Source organism: Streptomyces sp. NPDC001508, from assembly GCF_040298665.1.
Lineage (GTDB): Bacteria > Actinomycetota > Actinomycetes > Streptomycetales > Streptomycetaceae > Streptomyces.
This window is the reverse complement of record NZ_JBEPAP010000001.1, coordinates 281695-299012: the sequence shown is the minus strand read 5'-3', so window position 1 is coordinate 299012 and position 17318 is coordinate 281695. Positions and strand designations below refer to the sequence as shown.

12 protein-coding genes are annotated in these 17318 nt (G+C 67.5%); 9 read left to right on the top strand and 3 right to left on the bottom strand.

Annotation, left to right across the window (positions count from 1 at the left end):
- Positions 1 to 8 precede the first annotated feature (8 nt).
- Positions 9 to 1040, bottom strand: coding sequence for a helix-turn-helix transcriptional regulator (locus ABT245_RS01260; RefSeq protein WP_351727463.1), 1032 nt, complete (start codon positions 1038 to 1040; stop codon positions 9 to 11).
- A gap of 743 nt (positions 1041 to 1783) precedes the next feature.
- Here ABT245_RS01260 and ABT245_RS01255 point away from each other — a divergent pair.
- The 8 genes from ABT245_RS01255 to ABT245_RS01220 all read left to right on the top strand — a co-directional run bounded on the left by ABT245_RS01255 (position 1784) and on the right by ABT245_RS01220 (position 11079).
- Positions 1784 to 2638 (top strand): ABC transporter permease, encoded by an 855-nt coding sequence (locus ABT245_RS01255; RefSeq protein ID WP_351727764.1) that lies wholly within the window; start codon positions 1784 to 1786, stop codon positions 2636 to 2638.
- Entirely contained in the window at positions 2635 to 3561 is a 927-nt protein-coding gene (locus ABT245_RS01250) for a carbohydrate ABC transporter permease (RefSeq protein ID WP_351727461.1), read from the top strand. Before ABT245_RS01255 ends, ABT245_RS01250 begins: the two co-directional genes overlap by 4 nt.
- Positions 3562 to 3699: 138 nt before the next feature.
- Entirely contained in the window at positions 3700 to 5349 is a 1650-nt protein-coding gene (locus ABT245_RS01245; protein WP_351727459.1) for an extracellular solute-binding protein, read from the top strand.
- 277 nt (positions 5350 to 5626) lie between these two features.
- Positions 5627 to 6760 carry a glycosyltransferase WbsX family protein gene (locus ABT245_RS01240; RefSeq protein WP_351727457.1) on the top strand — a complete coding sequence of 378 codons (1134 nt, stop codon included), beginning with the start codon at positions 5627 to 5629 and terminating at the stop codon, positions 6758 to 6760.
- A 56-nt stretch (positions 6761 to 6816) separates the two neighbouring features.
- Complete coding sequence (locus tag ABT245_RS01235; RefSeq protein ID WP_351727455.1) at positions 6817 to 6990, top strand: hypothetical protein; 174 nt, start codon at positions 6817 to 6819, stop codon at positions 6988 to 6990.
- A 90-nt stretch (positions 6991 to 7080) separates the two neighbouring features.
- On the top strand, positions 7081 to 8133 hold the full coding sequence (locus tag ABT245_RS01230; protein WP_351727453.1) for a hydroxyacid dehydrogenase: 1053 nt from the start codon (positions 7081 to 7083) through the stop codon (positions 8131 to 8133).
- A gap of 7 nt (positions 8134 to 8140) precedes the next feature.
- The gene (locus ABT245_RS01225) at positions 8141 to 9169 is read left to right on the top strand and encodes a LacI family DNA-binding transcriptional regulator (RefSeq protein WP_351727451.1); all 1029 of its coding nucleotides are present in this window, start codon (positions 8141 to 8143) and stop codon (positions 9167 to 9169) included.
- Between the two features lie 134 nt (positions 9170 to 9303).
- Complete coding sequence (locus tag ABT245_RS01220) at positions 9304 to 11079, top strand: hypothetical protein (RefSeq protein WP_351727449.1); 1776 nt, start codon at positions 9304 to 9306, stop codon at positions 11077 to 11079.
- A gap of 409 nt (positions 11080 to 11488) precedes the next feature.
- Here ABT245_RS01220 and ABT245_RS01215 read toward each other — a convergent pair whose 3' ends face one another.
- Positions 11489 to 13198, bottom strand: coding sequence for a glycoside hydrolase family 71/99 protein (locus tag ABT245_RS01215; protein WP_351727447.1), 1710 nt, complete (start codon positions 13196 to 13198; stop codon positions 11489 to 11491).
- Between the two features lie 284 nt (positions 13199 to 13482).
- On the opposite strand from ABT245_RS01215, the gene ABT245_RS01210 reads away from it, so the two are divergent.
- Entirely contained in the window at positions 13483 to 16188 is a 2706-nt protein-coding gene (locus tag ABT245_RS01210) for a family 78 glycoside hydrolase catalytic domain (protein WP_351727445.1), read from the top strand.
- 46 nt (positions 16189 to 16234) lie between these two features.
- On the opposite strand, the gene ABT245_RS01205 is transcribed toward ABT245_RS01210, so the two are convergent.
- Positions 16235 to 17308: an LLM class flavin-dependent oxidoreductase gene (locus tag ABT245_RS01205; protein WP_351727443.1), complete on the bottom strand. Its 1074-nt coding sequence runs from the start codon at positions 17306 to 17308 to the stop codon at positions 16235 to 16237.
- Positions 17309 to 17318: the final 10 nt, after the last annotated feature.

The following is a 17318-nucleotide window of genomic DNA, read 5'->3' as shown; positions in this document are numbered from 1 at the left end:
GCGTGCTCCTAACTGACCGGCTTGATGTCGAAGCGCGCGCCGCTGACCGGCAGTCGCGGTTCGGCCGCCGCCGTGGAGTGATAGCGGGTCTCACCGGTGTGGGCACGTTTCCGGTACGCCGAGGGGCTGAGGCCATAGGCCGACTTGAACCGGCGGGCGAAGTACGCGGCGTCCTCCCAGCCGAGTTGTGCCCCGATCTGAGCGATCGGCTGATCGGTCTGCACGAGGAGCCGGGCCGCGTACTGCTCGCGCAACCGGTTGAGGTAGGCGATGGGCGGGATTCCCAGGTCCCGTTGGAACAGACGCACCAGGTAGGTGCGCTCCGTGGAGGTTTCCCCGGCCAGCTCGGCGAGGGTCCAGGGGTATCCCGGGTCGGCCTCCAGCAGCTCCACGGCTCGCGACACACCTGGATGGAGCGGGGCAAGCGTACGTCGGTGCATGACATGTTCGCCGGACCAGGCACGGTTGAGGATGTCGAGGTAGATCAGCAGATGCCCGACGATCTGCATACGCGAACGCTGTGCCGTCATGTCGGTCATGCTGTGCAGTTCACCGATCGCCAGGCTGACATCACGGGGCGGAAGCTGGACCCGCTGCGGCACCGGCAGGCTCGTCGAGTTCACCGCCCGGACGAGCGGTAGCTCGGCATCGAGAAAGGACAGGGTGGTGTCGAGCAGCTCAGGAGTGATGAAGCTGTCGAAGACCGTGAGATCTTCGCACTCACTGTAGGCGTGCCATTGGTTGGGCGGCATCACGACGACGCTTCCTGGACCGATGGGATGGTCGCCGTCGGCCGCGATATGGACACCGCGGCCCTGGGTGACGAGCGCGATCTCGAAGAAGTCATGATCGTGCGCCGCCACGTCGGCGTCAAGACGGTGGCGGTCCGCCCAGACCGGCAGGCCGTCCGGATTGAACACCGTGGCGCGCTCGTAGCGTGGCTTGCTTCGTTCGCTGGTCAATTCTGTCCTGCTTCCCTCAGGCCAGGCCGCACATTTTCGGCTCGACTCTTCAATACAGTCGCCGTCGGGATCGCGCAACGGTTTCCGGCCAACAACTTCCGGCGGTTTCGTCGGCGCGGGTGCCGCGCACGAGCGGTGACACCATCGTGCGCGGCAGGTCGAGCCCGGCTCGCACGTCGTCCTCCAGGCCGGTCGGACGTCACCGGCTCGGCGGGCAGACCGTCGTGGTACCTGGGCTCCGGCACTCTCGGCAGGGTCGTCCCGACGCCGGTACGCCCGCCCGCCGCCGTGCCCCTGCCCGTACATGCCGCTCGATGCGACCTCAACATCGCCCCACGACAGAGTGATTCATACCGGAGCGAGTCGTGATGCCCCACTCTGACGGACGGGCAATTTCGTCCTAGTTTTGCTCAATCCCCGCCATGGTGGGCCGCATTTTCGGTGATTAGTGTCACCGCCGTGAGTCTGTACCACTACGTACTGGTGAACAACCTGCACCCTGCGATGTGGCTGAGTTGTCCGGGCTGAATGGCAGGGACCTGACGGCCCCACCATGCTGCTTACTGATCCTTCTCCACGTCCTGGGCGATCCCCAGTGAGAAGGTACAAGTGTCACCGAAAGAATTGCGGCCGGCTGGAGATCCCGAGGGTCTTCATCGGTCGCCCTCCCGAGAAGGACAGGTCGAACCGTGGTGAGCATCAGCGAGGTCGCCGCCGTGCCTGAGGAGTTGGGTACGGTCCAGAGCCCACCGCCGCGACGAAAACACCGTGGCTCAAGGGCGCTCCGCCGAATCTGGCGAGACCGCGCGTTCCTGCTGCTCATGGTGCCGGGAGTGATCTACTTCCTGGTCTTCCACTACGGGGTGTTCTTCGGGAACATCATCGCCTTCAAGGACTACATACCTTTCAACGGGTTCTCGGGCAGCGCCTGGGTGGGATTCAGAAACTTCACGGACCTGTTCGGCGACTCCGATTTCTGGCGAGCTGCCCTCAACACCGTTGAAATAGCGTGCCTGCAGTTGGTCTTCTTCTTCCCGGCACCGCTGGCCCTGGCGCTGTTGTTGCACAGTCTCACATCGAACACACTGCGACGAGCCGTCCAATCGATCGTCTATCTGCCCCATTTCATGTCCTGGGTGATCGTGGTCGCCATGGCCCAGCAGATGCTCGGCGCCACCGGTGTTTTCAACTCGGCGCTCTCCGGAGCCGGTTTGCACACCGTCGACATCATCGGCGACCCCGATCTCTTCAAGCCGCTCACCGTCCTTCAGGTGATCTGGAAGGACTGTGGCTGGGGCACCATCATCTTCCTGGCCGCGCTCACCCAGGTCGACGACCAGCTCTATGAGGCTTCGGCGATCGACGGGGCAGGGCCCTGGCGGCGGTTCTGGCACATCACCCTGCCGGCCATCCGCCCCATCGTTCTTCTGCTGCTGGTCATGCGGATCGGTGACATCCTGTCCGTCGGCTTCGAACAGATCCTGTTGCAGCGCGACGCGGTGGGCGCCGAGGCCGCCGAGATCATCGACACCTTCGTCTACTACAAGGGCATCATCGGCGGCAACTTCGGCTACGGCGTGGCAGCCGGGCTCTTCAAGGGAGTCGTGGGGGCGGTGCTGGTCTTCACCGCCAACAAGGTCGCGCACCGTCTCGGAGAGCAAGGGGTGTACAAATGAGCGTCGTCTTCGGGACCCGCGCTGCCCGCGGAGCGAACCGGCCCGTCCGTCCCGCGTGGATGGAGAAGCCCCGGAAGATCACCTTGGCCGCCAAGGCGCTCGCTCTGGCCGTGATCGCCGTCCTGGTACTGGTGCCCTTCCTGGTGGTGATCGCGACCTCCCTGGCCTCCCCGAGGGAGGTCATCGACAACGGCGGCTGGGTGCTGTGGCCCCAGAACCCGACCCTGGACGCGTACCGGGACATCTTCAGCGGCTCGGTGGTGACGCACGCCCTCTGGGTGAGCATCGGGGTGACGCTCGTCGGCACGGCCGCCAGCATGGCCTGCACCATCATGCTGGCCTACGCCCTGGCCCGGCCGAAGGTGTTCGGGGGCAAGCCGGTGCTGCTGCTGGTGCTCTTCACCTTCCTGTTCCCGCCGGGAATGATCCCCACCTATCTGATGGTCAAGAGCCTGGGACTGCTTGACAACTACCTCGCGCTCATCGCGCCGATGCTCATCAGCGTCTTCAACCTGGTGGTTCTCCGCGGCTTCTTCCAGTCCATCCCGGAGGAACTCTACGAAGCCGCCCGGCTCGACGGCGCCGGAAACTTCCGGACCCTGCTCTCCGTGGTGCTGCCGCTGTCCAAGGCGGCACTCGCCGTGGTCGCCCTCTTCTACGCCGTCGCCTACTGGAACTCCTGGTTCCAGGCATCCATCTACCTGAGCGACGACCACTGGCCGCTGCAGCAGGTCCTGCGTACCTACGTGCTGAGCGGCGCCCAGCTGGGCAACTCGAACGGGGCAGGCGACTCCGCGATGTCCGCCCCGCAGACGATTCAGATGGCCGTGCTGGTCGTGGCGACCGTCCCGATCCTCCTCGCCTACCCGTTCCTGCAGAAGTACTTCGCCAGGGGCGTACTCACCGGCGCCATCAAGAGCTGATCCGGGCTGTCGGGAGCCGAGCCGGTCCCGTCCGCCCGCGCCGAGAGCGAGAGGCGTCCTCCGCTCTCGCCGCAGCCGTCCCCGTCAGCGAGCGCGCCGTGCTGCAGCTCGATGCTCGTCCCGAAAGGAACCACTTCCGTGCCAGACATCTCACGCCGCTCCCTGCTGCGCTCCATCGGAGTAGCCTCCGCCGCGGTGGCCGCCCCCTCGCTGCTGACCGCCTGCAGCGGTTCCGGCTCGGCCGGCGACATCTCCAACCGGGGCGTCGATCTGGCGCCTTGGCCGACCTACATCCCGAAGACCGGGCCCACACCTGAGCTCAAGGGCAATCCGCAGACGGGAGTGCAGGACGCCTATCTGTCGTATCCGTCCAAGCTGACCAAGGGCACCTCCGACGTCCCGGGCGACGGCTCCACGCTCAAGGTCATGACGATCACGTACGGGGTCGTACCGAGACCCGAGGGCCAGAACCGCTACTGGCAGGCCATGGAGAAGGCACTCGGAGTGAAGATCGAATTCATGCCGGTGCCGGCCGCGGACTTCCAGAGCAAGCTGTCCACCGTCATGGCGGGCAACGATCTGCCCGACATCCTCAATATCGTCAGCAACACCGTCGCTCATGAAGAAGAGTTCGTCCTCAAGACCATGACGAACCTCTCGGAGTTCCTGTCCGGGGACGCCATCAAGGACTACCCGAATCTGGCCAACCTCCCGACATCCTCGTGGCAGGCGGTGGGCCGGTTCCACGGCGGCATCTACGGGATTCCGATCCAACGCCCCAAGCCCAGCGCCGGCTTGTGGATCAACGGGACGGAGTTCAAGCAGCAGGGATACACGGTCGATGGATTCAGCCGTGACGACTTCACCCGCGCCCTCACCTCGCTCACACACGGTAGGAAGTACGGAACCGCTGCGGCGAAGGAGTACCCGTTCGGCTGGATCGCGCATGCGCAGTCCCACGGAATACCCAACACATGGTCCGCATCGGACGGCAAGTTCACGTCCTACTATGAGAGCGACCACTTCACGGAGATGCTCTCCTACCTGAAAAAGCTGTGGAAGGAACGTCTGTACTTCCCGGACTCTCCCTCGATCTCAACAGTCGACCTCAAGACGCGCTTCTACAACGGCACGGTGCAGTCGTACATGGACAGCTTCAGCGCGTACCTGACCACGCTCAAGCTGGTGAAGGACTTCGAGGCTGTCCCCATGGTCCCGTACGTCACCGAAGGACTCAGCCCGAGTGCCTGGTCCAGCCCAGGCCTGTCCGGCTACACCGTCATCAACAAGAAACTGTCGAAGTCGAAGGTCAAGACGGTGCTGCGGGTCCTGGACCACCTGGCCTCACCGTTCGGCACGGAGGAGTACCAGTTGATGCACTACGGCGTGGAGGGCGTCCACTTCACCTTCAGCAAGGACGGGGATCCGACGCCGACCGAGCTGGGCAACACCGAGAACATCACCAACCTGCCCTTCTACTACCTGTGCGATGCCCCGCAGGTGCTGTACGTTCCCGGTGCGCAGGCCGGCGTCCGGTCCCTCTATGAGTGGGAGCAGAAGGTCTGCCCCAAGATGGTCGACGACCCCTCGAAGGGTCTGCGCTCGGCGACCTGGACGACGCGCGGTGCCACACTGCGTCAGGAGATCAACGATGCCATCGCCGGAATCATCGCCGGTCGGCAGTCCATCAGCACGTGGGACGCGGCCGTCAAGAAGTTCAAGTCCGGCGGTGGCGACAAGTCCGCCCAGGAGTATGCCGAGGAGCACGCGGCGAACACGACGAAGTGAGCCACGGTGAAACCACGCGTGCGCCGGCCGATGCCCCATCGGCCGGCGCACGCGGCATACCCGTCTCGACGGGGTGTCGTCACGGAGAGGCCGGCCGGGCCGAACCCGGTGGCACGCGGCGTCACTTCCCACGGTCGAAGTTCAATTCTGTCCTAGTATCCCTCAATCCCGACCGCACAACTTGGGCACCACTCTTCAATACAGTCGCCGTCATGATCGAGCAACGGTATCCAGAGAACAGCTTCCGATCGCTCTTCTGCGTGCGGGGGTGCTGCGCATGAGCGGGCGTGAGGTGATCATTGCGGCCTACTACTTCCCGAACTACCACGTGGACCCGAGGAACGAGGAGTGGCACGGCGAGGGCTGGACGGAGTGGGAGGTGTCCAAGAAGGCCACCCCGCGCTTCGAGGGGCATATACAGCCCCGTGTCCCCCTGCGAGGCTACGAGGACGAGGCTGACCCGGCCGTCATGGCCGACAAGGTCGAGATGGCCACCCGGTACGGGGTCGACGCCTTCATCTTCGATTGGTACTGGTACGACGGACGTCCCTACCTGGAGCGTCCGCTGGAGAAGGCGTTCATGCCCGCCGCGGCCACCGGCGACATGAAGTTCGCCGTCATGTGGGCGAACCATCACTGGACCAACATCCACCCATGGAAGTCCGGGACGAACGCCACGCAGTTGGAGTCGGGCAGCGTCGACGCGGCCCAGTTCCGGGCCGCCACGGACTACCTCCTGGAACGGTACGTCAACCACCCGGCGTACCTGCACATCGACGGCCGCCCCTACCTGTCCGTCTACGACCTCCCCACGCTTCTCGACGGGCTCGGTGGCATCGACGCGACGAAGGCCGCGCTGGACGATCTGCGTTCGCGTGCCGAGAGGGCAGGGCATGGAGGCATCCACCTCAACGCCGTCGCGCGCGACCAGCCGGTCCTGCCGCAGGACGGCATGACGCTCGACGAGGCCGCCCTGCTGAACCGCCTCGGTTTCGACAGTGTGACGTCGTACGTCTGGGTACATCACCATCCGCTGCCGACCTTGCTCACCCCGTACGCCGATGTCCTGGAGCAGGCAGAGAAGGGATGGGAGGCGCTCGCGGCCAAGTTCGACCAGCCGTACTACGCCAATGTGACGGTCGGCTGGGACCCGTCACCGCGCACCGTGCAGTCAGACCGGTACAACCCCGCCCTCGGCTACCCCCACACCAACATCATCTCGGACTGCACTCCGGAACAGTTCGGACGAGCACTTGAAAGGGTACGGTCGTACGTCGAGAAGACCGGGACTCCGCTGGTGACCGTCAACGCATGGAACGAGTGGACCGAAGGTACGTATCTGGAGCCCGACACCGTCCATGAGTACGGTCATCTGGAGCAGATCCGCCGGGTGTTCGGCACCCGCCACTGACTCACACCGCCCCGGCCGTCCCGCTCGCGAGGGGCTACGGCAGCGAGCACGGCCGGGTGCTCAGCAATCTCGTCGCGGTCGCACACATCGCCGGCAAGGCCCACGGCGTCCCCGTGCACCGGCTGCCCGGCGGCCACGTCCGCGACCGCGACCGCATGTACGGCACTACCCCGGCGGGGTACTGGCACCCTGGTCCGCACCCGGCGCCACGACCGGGCGGCCATGCCTGACCCGGTTCGTGCTGCTTCCGGCACGCCGGTTCAGAGCCCCATGTCCCGCGCCCCTGCCAGGGCGATCACACCAGTTCGACGGAGACAGTGATGAACCGTGCGCATCAGCACGACAACGTCCCCAACCCGCCCTCTCCTCATCCGAAGGCGCTGTTGGCCATGGCACCCGAAACCCTGCGGACCCAGTTCGGCGAGGCCGAGTTGGCGCGGCTACGCGGGCTGGCCACCCTGGACGCCCCGATCATGGTGGACGAGCTGAGTTCACCCGAGGCCCGGGCCCGGCTGGGCGAGGTGGAAGTGCTGATCACCTCCTGGGGGTGCCCGCCCCTCGACGAGGGCGTGCTTGAGGCGGCGCCCCGACTACGCGCCGTCTTCCACGCCGCGGGCAGTGTGCGAGGTCTCGTCGGAGCGCCGGTGTTCGAACGCGGGATCCTGGTCACCAACGCGGCCGGGGTGAACGCCGCGCCGGTGGCGCTCTACACGGTCGCTGCGGTGCTCTGGGCGTTCAAGAAGGTGCCGTTCCTGGCCCAGGACGCGCGCCGGTTCCGTGACGACCACTCCTACCGCGATCGCTGGGGCATGCTGAGCGGTCACGATCGCACGGTGGTGATCGTGGGCTTCTCCCGCATCGGACGCCAGGTGGTCGCCCAGCTGCGCACGCTGTACGACGGGCCGATCCTGGTGGTCGATCCCTACGCGGATCCGGCCGAGGTGATCGCGGCAGGGGCTCGACCCGCCGAACTGGCCGAGGCGTTGCCGCAGGCGGAGATACTGTCCCTGCACGCGCCGGCCCTGCCCGAGACCCGGCACATGATCGGCGAAGCCGAACTGGCCGCCCTCCCACCCCATGCCACCCTGATCAACACCGCCCGGGGCACGCTGGTCGACACCGCGGCACTGGAACGCGCCTGCGCCTTTGGGCGGTTGGATGCCATTCTCGACGTCACCGACCCTGAGCCGCTGCCTGCGCACTCACCGCTCTACGACCTCCCCAATGTCCTCATCACTCCGCACATCGCCGGCTCCCAGGGCACGGAGACCCGCAAGATGGCCCAGGCCGCACTGACCGAACTCGAACGCCACTGCTCAGGCCTGCCGCCGCTCAGCCCGATCACCCTGCAAGGCCTGGCCGTTCAGGCATGAGAACGTCATGCAGCGCAGGGTGACCATCCGGGACGTCGCACGGGAAGCCGGTGTGTCCATCGCCACCGTTTCCAATGTCCTGAACCGCCCGGGCATCGTGGCCGCTGCCACCCGGATACGTGTACAGGACGCGATCGACGCGCTGGAATTCGTACGCACCGAAGGAGCGCGACAGTTGCACGGGCTGTCCGCTCCTGTCATCGCCGTCATGATGCCGGAGACGGCCGCCCCGTCAGGCGTCGAACTGACCCGCGGAGTCGAGCAGGAAGCAACCGGACTGGGCCTCGGTGTGATGATTCACTCGGGCCGCGAGGAGCAGGCGGCACCAGCACGTTACGTGAACTTCCTGGCGGCTCAGGGAGTTCACGGCGTCGTGCTGATGGCGGGCGACCGAACCGATCAGGCCGCGAAGGCGCTGCATGAACGCGGCCTTCCCGTAGTGATCGTCGACGACCACCGTCCGCGGGTCTCCGCGTGCTCCCTGCGGATGGACGACGCCGCCGGAGCGGCTGACGCGGTGCGGCATCTCCTCGAACGCGGGCACCGGACCATCGCCTATGTCGACGGTCCCGCGTCGAGCCGTTCACAGCACCGCCTGCAGGCCGTGACACAGGCGCAGTGCGCGACCGGAGCCACGGCCGCGGGCTCGCTGACGGTGCGGGCCGATGCCCTCACCTGCGAGGCCGGCCGGCAGGCGGCGGACGGACTGCTGGCCGGGCCCAGTCGCCCGACCGCGGTCCTGTGCGCCGATGTCGCCCTCGCATCGGGTGTGTTCCAGGCTCTGCACCATGCCGGCCTCAGGGCGCCCGATGACATGGCCGTGGTCGGATTCGACGACGGGATGCACGGAGCGTCAGCCGTCGTTCCGCTGACGACGGTGCAGCGGCCGGTGGCGGAGATGGGCCGGCAAGCCGTCCGTATGCTGTTGCGGGAAACCGCCACGCCGTCGACACATGAACACGAGCACCTGGTGATGCGGCCCGAACTGGTGGTCCGAGAGTCGTCGCAGCATGCGAGCACGGCGGCCGGCAGGTGACCCCTCCACGGATGTCCCAAGACCCGCGCCCACTACGACGAGTCAACCGCATGGGCCCACCACGCGAACCTCGCCACCACGCGACACCCCACACCATGGAATGTCCGACAGCCCTGATGGGAGCACTGAAACACATGGCAACCCGACGCGATACCGCCCTGGACATCCTCACGACCGGCGTGGACAGCTTCCGTGACCACCTCCAGAAGTCCGGCGAGCTCCACGACCCCTGCTTCGGCGAACCCACCCAGTACGGCACTGCCTACCACGCCTACGGCAACGCCGTCCTCGCCCTGCTCGGCCCGCCTGAAGAGCGGCAGGACCGCCTCGACCGAGCCGTCCGCGGCATCACCGCCACGCTCACCCACACCGGCAACCCCGAACTCCCCTCCTTCGCATCCGGCTTCGACCGCACCACCGGCAGCGTCACCTACCGCATCAACCACCGTGACTTCACCTGGCCGCCGATCCTGAAGACCCTCCGCATACTGCCCCGTATCGGTGCGGACGCCGACACCGTCCGCGCCCTTCGGGACCAGGTCTCAGCCGTCGACCCGGAGAAGTCGTTCAAGTTCCGCCCGCCGTACAACTGGGCCGCGGTGTGGCTGCGCGGCGAATGGATCCGCTACCGCGAGGGCCTGTCCGGGCACACCCGCGAGGACATCGACCGGCTGATCGGGGTGTTCTTCGAGGAACTCATCGACCTCGACCTCGGCTTCTACGCCGAACCCGGACTCCCCAACTCCTACGACCTGTTCACCCGCCTCCACCTCGCCGGAATCCTCACCGACGGCTACGACGGCGCGCAGCAGCCCGCCCTTGTCCGGCTGCTGGAGAGCGGACTGCGCCGCTCGCTCGACATGCAACTCTCCGACGGCTCGATGGCCTCCGCGCACCGCAGCACCGGGCAGAGCTGGATCGCCGGCCAGCAAGCGGCCTTCTTCACCCTGGCCGCGGGCTGGTTCGCAGGCGACGGCGCCGAGCCGGACCTGGCACGGGCCGCCCGCACCGCCGCCGCACGGGCCGTTGGGCTCCTGGGCCAACGCCAGCGCCCCGACGGGCCGTTCAGCCCGGTCGACAACCTGCTGCCGCCGACACTGCGGGTCGGCTACGAGTTCTACACCGCCGACGCCCACTACTCCTCACTCGCCCTCGCTTTTCTCGCCGACGCCCTGATGGACGGCTACGGCGGTCCCGAGTGGCCCGAGGAGCCGGCCCCGGCCCTCGACGCCCGGGAGGCGGTGCGCATCGAAGGGGCGCCGATCTTCCGGGCGGTCGCCCACCGCGGCTCTGTCAGCGTCCACCTGGACGGCGACCCGGCCGAGGCGTACGACGCCTTCGGCATCGCCGACCTCGTCTTCGGCCCCGGCCGCAGCCTCGGCTTCGGCGTGGCCCGGGCCACCGTCGAGGAGGGGAGGGCGGTCATCGGCCTGGCGCTGCGCCAGGGCCCGGGCCGGCAGCCCCTGGAGGTGCTCTCCGCACGCCGCCACACCCCGTGTGTCCCGACGGTCGCCGAGCCGCACGGGGCGCTCGTCCTGGACGCCGCGATCCCCGCCACCGACAGCCTGCCCGCCCGCCGGCACCGCATCGCCGTCCGCCTGCTGACGGACGGCCGCAACGGCATCGAGGTCGAGGAGTCGGCACCCGGTGCGGACGCGCACCCGACCCTGTTGGTCCCGTACCCGGCCGACACCGGCGCAGCGGACCGCACCACCGTCGAGCGCCTGCCCGACGGCGTACGCCTGCGCCTGGCCCACGAGACCGTGGAGATCCGGGTGAACGGCGGCATCACCGGCCTCGCCGTGGTTCCGGCCGGCTGGGAAGGCCGCCGCGGCCTGTACGGTCTGGCACGGCTCGACCTGCCCGGCCCGGCGGACACGGTCCGGTACCGGATCATCGCGACGGCCTGAGCACGGGTTGCGCACGTCCTCTCGACGGGCTCCGCAAAGTCCGGAGCCCGTGCCTCGACGGCGGCGGTCTGCCTGGGTATGGGCGGGGCTCGCCCCGCTCGCCCCAGGGGACCAGCACGCGGACGCGCCCGGCGGTCCTTCTCCCGTCACGGCCTGCGGTTCTCAGTGGCCGCCCCATGTCGGCGGGCGCGGGGTGCTCGATGCGGCTGAGCAACAGGCGATCCGGCAGGCCGTACTGGATCACCCCCCGGGTGGCCCGGGGCTCTCGGGGCAGCCGTGGACCTGCGCCGGGGTGGGTGACCTGCGGCGCGGTCCTTGGCGCCGACCAGGCGCACATCCGCTCCGGCGTGGGCGGCGGCGGAAGAACTCATGGGCGCACCACGCAAGGCTTGCCGCCGCCGGCGTACTCTCACCGTGTTGTGGCGACTCCGGTCCGAGGAACCGCTGCGATGGCGTCCAGGCGAAGCGGTCTGCCGGAGTCCCGCAGTTCGTACAGCGTCGGGCAGATCCAGCCGCCCTCGTCGAACTCGTTCCAGGCGTAGATGAGAACCGTGTTGGCCGACGTGTTCGCCGGATGGGCGTTGCCCCAGCGGATGGCTTCGCCGAGATGGTCGGCGATGTCCTCGGGTGTTGCCTGCTGAACCCAGTTGTCCTTGAACACCGCGAAGTTGGGTTCCCAGGACACCGGGTAGTCGTACCGGGGCCGCTTGTCCCACCCGGTGGTCACTGTCGGAACAACCTGTCCGGCCGCGCTCGCATACTGCGACCACAGGGTGGTTTCGGTATCAGCGAGCTGGGAATACGGCACCCCGTTCAGGCCCTGGGTCGCATACCGGCTGACCGCGTCAGCCCCCACCGCGGTCTTCAGGTCCGCCGCGCTCTGTGCAGACCACGCCATGACCACGATATACGGATCCGGCACACCCACCTCGGCCGCCTTGGCCCTCACCTTGGCGACCTGGTCGGCACTGGCAGCAGAGAAGAAATAGAGAAGCGGGCGGCCATCGAGCACCTTCTGGTAATTCGACTCACCGAAATGTGACGCCAGCTCCGCGAGATTCGCGTCGAACGCCGAAAGGAAGTTCCCGTCCAATACCGCGGCCCAACCGACGTCGTTCCTGTACGCGCTGGACAAATACAACTTCCTGCCCCGCGCCAGCGGCTCCTGGGGGTAGTAGACGAATGCCCAGTAGTCGACAGCCGCGGCAGCCGCGTAATGAATCTCCTGATCCATGACGTCCTGGCCGGCCCCATCAGCGTTCACCGACTCGGTCACCTCGACGCTGACGTTGTCGATATACAGATCCGACGTCAGTGTCTCGTTGGTGCGGAAGACGAGGCTGTCGAATGTTGCCGCCGACCCGAGCAACGCTGCGTGACTGACTCTGCGGACCCCGTCGACGAAGATGTCCAACCACGGTGCGGCACCCTGCGGGGGAGCCGGATCAGCAATGACCTTCACCGAGTACCAGGTGTCGTCGGCAATGGCCTGGACAACCTGCCAGCTTCCGTCGGGCGCGCGGAACGCCAGTTGTTTACCGGAGGCGTCCACACGGGTCGCGATATCGACCACCGCGCTCGCCCCGCCGGCCAACTGCATCCGGGACCACTTGCCGGCGATCGTCTCCTTCCACTCCCACTCGACCGTCACCGCCCGATGCTGGGAAGCGAACGTGCGGACCATCGACGCCGGCACCGATCCGGACTCGTCATGCAGACGCACACACTTGCCCCCGCGGTCCGACCCGTCCGCCACCGCCACACTGGTACCTGCCGCCGCCGACGCACTCCACCCCGACGGAGCGGCCCCCGTCGCCTCCGTATCAAAACCCTGATCGACCAACACCCGGTCAGCCACCGTGATATCGGCGTAATACGGCAGCCGGAACTGATATCTCTGCGGAGACAACGTACGATTCACATTGCTGCCGACCTGCCAGTCCCCACCCACCCAGGCGTCCCACCGAATCGCCCCGACCAATGCCCGATCGGCACGCGACCCCATTTCGTCGGCGGCCGCCACGCCGCCCCCCGGCAAACCCATCGCAGCCCCACCCGACACCACCGCCGCCGCCTTCAGCACAGCACGGCGACTCAGCCCACCCGATTCACCAGACATGGCTCAACCTCCAGCAATCCGGTGCACGTCACATGTGCACGCAGCAACCCAATGGAAACGAGCGGCGGGTACATTGCGATCTCGAACCCGCAAACCCGTGTGGCTCCGTGCGAGGGACACTAGTCCCGCATTCACTTCCGGCCACTGGCACTGAAGTGGCCAAAACCTGGACCATGTTGACCGACCCGCCGTGTTTGAAGGGTGAATGTCCTAGTCTTGGCATTCGTCTGCCCGGTCTGAGGACACGGCGTCGCCATCTACCGCAGAGCGGAGATCCGTTTTTCATGACCCTCCCAGCCGAGTATGAAGCTGATGAAGACGAGGACACGACCGTGCAGGTTGTCGAACTGCGCACCGCCGATGATTCGGGGCTGATCGCGACGGGAACCGGCAGGCCCTTGCTGGCCTGGCGGTTGTGCGCGGAGGACCCGGTGTCCGCGCAGCGAGGCTACGAAATCGAGTGGGCCGCCGATGACAGCTTCCGTACGGGCGTGTCCAGCAGTGGCATCGTGTCGAGCGACCGGAGTCACGACATCGAGATGCCGGGTCCTGCGCTACGCAGCAGGGAGGTGCGCTGGTGGCGAGTGCGGGTCCGAACCGATCGCGGATGGACACCGTGGAGCAGCCCCGCCCGGGTCGAGGCAGCGCTGCTGGATCAGCAGGACTGGTCGGCCCGCCCTGTCGCTCTGGGCAGCGACATCGGCCGCGGCACGGCAGGGCCCGCTGGGCTGTTCCGCCGTGAGTTCCGGATTCCCGCGAACTGGCGATCCGCCCGCCTGTATGTGACCGCGCTGGGAGTCCACGACACACGGCTCAACGGGGTGGCCGTGGGCGAGGACCTGCTGGAACCGGGCTGGACCAGCTATGGACACCGGTTGCTCTTCTCCACCTATGACGTCACATCGCTGCTGCGACCCGGCGCCAATGTGATCAGCGCGACGGTGGGGGACGGCTGGTACCGGGGCACACTCACGTGGCAGCCGCACCGCAACGTCTACGGAGATGCCTCCGCGCTGATCGCCCAACTCGAAGTCGTTCTGGACAACGGCGAACGGCTTGTCGTGTCCACGGATGACACCTGGCGGGCCGCCACGGGCGAGATCACCTCGGCGGGCCTTTATGAAGGAAGCGTCATCGATCTGCGGCAACGCCAGGGAGGTTGGCGGCTGCCCGGCTTCGACGACGGCACCTGGGAGACGGTTGTCACGTTGGACCTCCCAGCAGGACTCGAGCAGCGGGCCATGCCCGGCGTCCGTGAGATCGAGACCCGACCGGCCGTCCTGTCCGCTCGTCGGGATCGGATACGGGTCGACGCCGGCCAGAACCTCACGGGATACCTGCGCATCACCGCTACGGGCGCTCGGGGCGCCACGGTGGTGGTACGGCACGCCGAAGTCGTCGACGGGAACGACGAACTCCACACCGCCGCCCTGAGGGCCGCCACTTCCACCGACACCTACGTCCTGGCCGATGAGCGCGCCACCGTCCTCAGCCCCGCCTTCACCTTCCACGGCTTCCGCTACGCCGACATCACCTTCGGCCCCGGCGTGACGATCCACGAAGTGGAGGTTGTCGTCGTAGCCTCCGACCTCACCCTCACGGGCGCCTTCTCCTGCTCCGAGGAGTCCGTCAACAGACTCTTCGAAAACGTCCTGTGGTCCCAGCGGGGCAACTTCCTCTCCCTGCCCACCGACTGCCCGCAACGCGACGAGCGTCTGGGCTGGACCGGGGACATACAGGTCTTCGCCTCGACGGCGTGCCACATCTTCGACAGCCGGTCGTTCCTGCGCAACTGGCTGCGGGATCTGGCGGCCGAGCAGTGCGACGACGGTCGCGTCCCCAACGTTGTTCCCGATGTGCTGCACTTGGTGGGCGCCGACGACATGGAGTACGGCAGCACCGGATGGGCGGACGCCGCCGTGATCGTGCCCTGGGCGCTGTACGAGGCGTACGGCGACATGGAGGTGCTGGCGCGGCATGACGACTCCATGCGGAGGTGGGTGGAGTGGAGCAGGCGGCAGTTGGACAGCGACGGCATATGGTCGAGCGGGTTTCACTTCGGTGACTGGCTCGATCCGGGCGCTCCGCCGGACCGCCCTCAGGACGCAACCACACCGACCGCCTTCGTGGCGACTTCCTACTTCGCTCACAGCGCTCGCCTCCTCGCCCGGATGGCGCGGATCCGCGGCCGCGACCAGGATGCCGAGCGCTACGCGGCAATGGGCGACGCCGCGGCCAGGGCGGCGTGGGCACGATACGCCGACGAGGCCATCGGCACCCAGACGGGGTGTGCCATCGCCTTGGAGTTCGGCATCGCGCCGGAGGAGGATCGCGCGGAGATCGGAAAACGACTGGCGGACCTGGTACGGACCGCCGAGGGACGTATTTCCACCGGCTTCCTGGGTACCCCCCTCGTCCTGCCGGCGCTGACAGCCGCGGGGCAGCATGAGCAGGCGTACCAGTTGCTGTTGAACGATCGATGCCCGGGATGGCTGCACCAGGTCCGCCATGGAGCGACGACCATCTGGGAGCGATGGGATGCCATGGACGAGTCGGGCACCATCCACGCCGGTGACCTGAGCAACGGCGCGTCCATGATGTCCTTCAACCACTATGCCTATGGAGCCGTGGCCGCTTGGCTCTTTCGCGTGGTCGCAGGACTGGCACCCGACGCCGAGGCCCCGGGCTACCGCCGGATCGTGTTCGCCCCTGTCCCGGGCGGGGGACTGACCTGGGCCCGGGCGGAGATGAAGACCCGCTACGGCACTGCCTCGATCCGCTGGGAACTCGTCGCGGACAGCGCGTTGTTCACGGCGGACATCGAGATTCCGAGTGGGGCATCGGGTGTGTTCGTCCTGCCGCCCGGCACCCGAGAGGTCGTCAGCGGCGGTGCTGAGCCATCCCCTCACACGTACGGTGCTCACGGCCGAAGGGCGATGACACTACGACCTGGGCGTCACCGGGTGGTACTCGACGTTCGGTCCGAGTGAGCGGTGCCCGGATCGGCCGGGGGCTGTCCGGGCGCCGCGGTTCGGATCAGGTGCAAACGCCCAGTGCGGGCAGGACGGTCTCCGCCACCCGGTACGCCTCCTCGAGCAGGGGGTTGGCCGACAGGATGAAGGTGTCGACGCCCAGGTCCTCGTACTCCTTGAGGCGCTGCACCACCTGGGCGGTGGAGCCGACCACCGCGGTGCCGGGGCCCGGCCGGAACAGGCTCATGCCCGGCCACAGGTTCGGGTGGACCTCCAGCTCGCGGGCCCTGGCCGGCACCCGGCCGCCGTGCTGGCGGAACTGCCGCTGCCAGCCGACGCCGTCCTCCCCGGCGCGGTCGCCGAGTTGCCGGGCGTATGTCGCCTCGCTGGTGACGTCGAGCAGCCGGTCGGCCGCCGCCCACGCCTCGTCCTCGGTGTCGCGGACGATCAGGTGCAGACGCAGGCCGATGCGCAGGGTGCGGCCGTGGGCCGCCGCGCGTTCGCGTACCCGGTCCAGCTTCTCCTTCAGCAGATGCGGCGGCTCGCCCCAGGTGAGGTAGACGTCGACATGCTCGGCGGCCATCTCGATGCCCGGCGCGGAGGAGCCGCCGAACCAGAGCGGTACGTGCGGGCGGCGCACCGGCCCGAGGTCACCGAAGGAGCCGCCGGCGTTCTTCAGATCGTAGAAGCGGCCCTTGTGGTCGAAGACCTCACCGGCGGTGAGCCGTTTGACGATCGACCAGTACTCGGCGCTCAGTTCGTAGCGTGCGTCGTGCTCCACGTCCAGGCCGTACTCGCGCAGCGTCTTCGTCGAGCCGTTGACGACGTTGAAGCGCAGGCGGGGGCCGAAGAGGGTGTCGAAGGTGAGCGCCATCTTGGCGAGCAGGGTCGGGGCGATCAGACCGGGGTGGACGGCGAGCAGCGGCTGGAAGCGGGTGCCGGTGGCGGCGGCGAGGGCGCTGCCCAGCGGCCACACGTCGTACAGGTCGGTCGCGAGCAGCGCCCCGCTGAAGCCGAGCCGTTCCACGGTGCCGGCGAGCTGTTGCAGATAGCCGAGGTCGACCGGGCGCCGCCCCTCCGACTCCCAGGGGTAGGCGCCCTCGCGCGGAATGATGTACCAGAGGACTTCCGAGGCCATGCGCGCTCTC

Excerpts from the sequence above, each read along its gene's own strand:
- ABT245_RS01255 (WP_351727764.1), top strand. The coding sequence starts at position 1,784 with ATGGTGCCGGGAGTGATCTACTTCCTGGTCTTCCACTACGGGGTGTTC.
- ABT245_RS01250 (WP_351727461.1), top strand. The coding sequence starts at position 2,635 with ATGAGCGTCGTCTTCGGGACCCGCGCTGCCCGCGGAGCGAACCGGCCC.
- ABT245_RS01240 (WP_351727457.1), top strand. The coding sequence starts at position 5,627 with ATGAGCGGGCGTGAGGTGATCATTGCGGCCTACTACTTCCCGAACTAC.
- ABT245_RS01230 (WP_351727453.1), top strand. The coding sequence starts at position 7,081 with ATGAACCGTGCGCATCAGCACGACAACGTCCCCAACCCGCCCTCTCCT.
- ABT245_RS01225 (WP_351727451.1), top strand. The coding sequence starts at position 8,141 with ATGCAGCGCAGGGTGACCATCCGGGACGTCGCACGGGAAGCCGGTGTG.
- ABT245_RS01220 (WP_351727449.1), top strand. The coding sequence starts at position 9,304 with ATGGCAACCCGACGCGATACCGCCCTGGACATCCTCACGACCGGCGTG.
- ABT245_RS01215 (WP_351727447.1), bottom strand. The coding sequence starts at position 13,198 with ATGTCTGGTGAATCGGGTGGGCTGAGTCGCCGTGCTGTGCTGAAGGCG.
- ABT245_RS01210 (WP_351727445.1), top strand. The coding sequence starts at position 13,483 with ATGACCCTCCCAGCCGAGTATGAAGCTGATGAAGACGAGGACACGACC.
- ABT245_RS01205 (WP_351727443.1), bottom strand. The coding sequence starts at position 17,308 with ATGGCCTCGGAAGTCCTCTGGTACATCATTCCGCGCGAGGGCGCCTAC.